The sequence below is a fragment of the Kribbella catacumbae DSM 19601 genome (assembly GCF_000372465.1).
GTDB classification, from domain to species: Bacteria; Actinomycetota; Actinomycetes; order Propionibacteriales; family Kribbellaceae; genus Kribbella; species Kribbella catacumbae.
This window is the reverse complement of the sequence record NZ_AQUZ01000135.1, coordinates 1-1,525: the sequence shown is the minus strand read 5'-3', so window position 1 is coordinate 1,525 and position 1,525 is coordinate 1. Positions and strand designations below refer to the sequence as shown.

Here is a 1,525-nt window from a genome sequence, read left to right as displayed (position 1 = left end):
CCCCCCGCAAGGTCAACGCCATCGCCGTCACCGGCGAGATCCAGAAGCTGCTCGACATGGAGTTCTGGGACGTCTCCCGGTACGAGAAGCTGCGTAGCCACGGCGGCTACCTCGCGGGCCTCCTGTACGACAGCCCCTGCGAGCAGCTGGGCATCGTGCTCCGCGACGCGCTGCGCGACATGAACGACGAGACCCCGGCCCGGAACGCGACCCTGGCCCTCCGGCACGAGCTGACCGTAGGTGTCTGCTGATGGCCTGGCAGATCCGCGACACCGACAAGTACGAGTCCGGGCGCTGGGACGCGCAGATCGGCGACTGGGTCTCCGTCTGCACCTCCTGCGGCAACGACATCAACGGCTGCAGCTGGAGCGGCCGATGCCGCAGATGCCACGAGGCCCGGCTGCTGCCCCCCGAGTCCTTCGAAGACGAGTACCTGTCCCCGTACAACGAGATCACCGGAGCTGACTACTGATGACTGCCACCACCGCCGACCGCTACGAGCGCGCTGCCTCCGCACTGGGAATGGCCCGGGCCTCCTTCCTGGCGAACAACGACCAGGGCGCGATCGCCGGCGCTTTCACCGCTTTCGGGATGCTCTGGGGTACGGAGCCCCGACCGACGTGGGAGGAGGCGAGCATGGTCTGCCGCGAGCTCCAGCTGGAGCCGCCGGCCCGGAGCGCCCGCACTGTGATGGAGCTGGCCGACCGGATCCTCAAGCTGCGACTCCACGTGGAGGCCGAGACCAAGCGGATGCGCACCGAGGCCAAGGCCGCGGCGCCTGAGGTGCTCATCACCATCGAGCTGTTCGACGACGAAGACGACGACGAGGACCTCGGGCCGATCATGCTGGTGTGCCCGCACGAGGGCTGCCACGCGGTAGACGATATTCGGCAGGTCGACCAGCAGGAGGCGTGGAACAACGTCAGCTACCGCGAGGATGACGGTGGCGGCCTCGTGATCAGCGATGGTTCGTCGAACGACGGGGAGGACCTGGGCTACATCTGCGGCAGCTGCGAGCGCCCCGTCAGCTTCCCGAAGGAGCTGGACGAGGCCCGGACCTGGGTGTAGCTAGCCCGCGTCTCTGCAGGTCAGGCCCTCCGAGCAATCGGAGGGCCTTTGCATGCTTGTGGGCATGTCAGCTCGACAACATGCGGGCATGAATGAGAGCATTCAAGCAACACGATAATTACCGTTATCGTGTGCCCTGCCTTCCAGATGTAACGGCAGGACCTCCACCACGGATTGTCAGTCGGACCCGCTCCTGACCAGAGCGACCCCACCACCACCGGAGGAACCATGACCGACCAGCCCAACCTCGACCCCATCTCCGCGATGATCAGCGACCCGTTCAACCCGAGGAACCCGACGCCGCCGCCGGTGGGACCGCACCCCGAGTTCCCGGTCACCCGGGCCGAGAAGGCCGCCACCTCGAAGACCTTCAACACGCTCGACCTCCGCATCGACCAGGCGATCGACAAGACCTGGATGGCGAAGGAGGAACTGGAGCGCCTGGTCGAGAAGAAGG

The 1,525-nt window shown here is 66.4% G+C and carries 4 protein-coding genes; all 4 read left to right on the top strand.

The annotated features are described in order from the left end of the window. On the top strand, positions 1 to 251 hold a 251-nt coding region (locus A3ES_RS50830), incomplete at its 5' end, for a hypothetical protein (RefSeq protein WP_040457300.1). Continuing rightward, on the top strand, positions 251 to 472 hold the full coding sequence (locus A3ES_RS0145560) for a hypothetical protein (RefSeq protein ID WP_020393485.1): 222 nt from the start codon (positions 251 to 253) through the stop codon (positions 470 to 472). The genes A3ES_RS50830 and A3ES_RS0145560, both read left to right, overlap by 1 nt. Then, the gene (locus A3ES_RS0145555) at positions 472 to 1,068 is read left to right on the top strand and encodes a hypothetical protein (RefSeq protein WP_020393484.1); all 597 of its coding nucleotides are present in this window, start codon (positions 472 to 474) and stop codon (positions 1,066 to 1,068) included. The genes A3ES_RS0145560 and A3ES_RS0145555 overlap by 1 nt, the downstream gene beginning before the upstream one ends. Positions 1,069 to 1,296: 228 nt before the next feature. Continuing rightward, positions 1,297 to 1,525 (top strand): hypothetical protein (locus A3ES_RS50825; RefSeq protein WP_040457299.1); only part of this gene is annotated, 229 nt, incomplete at its 3' end.

Bases quoted from the DNA above. Each gene is read 5' to 3' on its own strand.
- A3ES_RS0145555 (WP_020393484.1), top strand. From the start codon at position 472: ATGACTGCCACCACCGCCGACCGCTACGAGCGCGCTGCCTCCGCACTG.
- A3ES_RS0145560 (WP_020393485.1), top strand. From the start codon at position 251: ATGGCCTGGCAGATCCGCGACACCGACAAGTACGAGTCCGGGCGCTGG.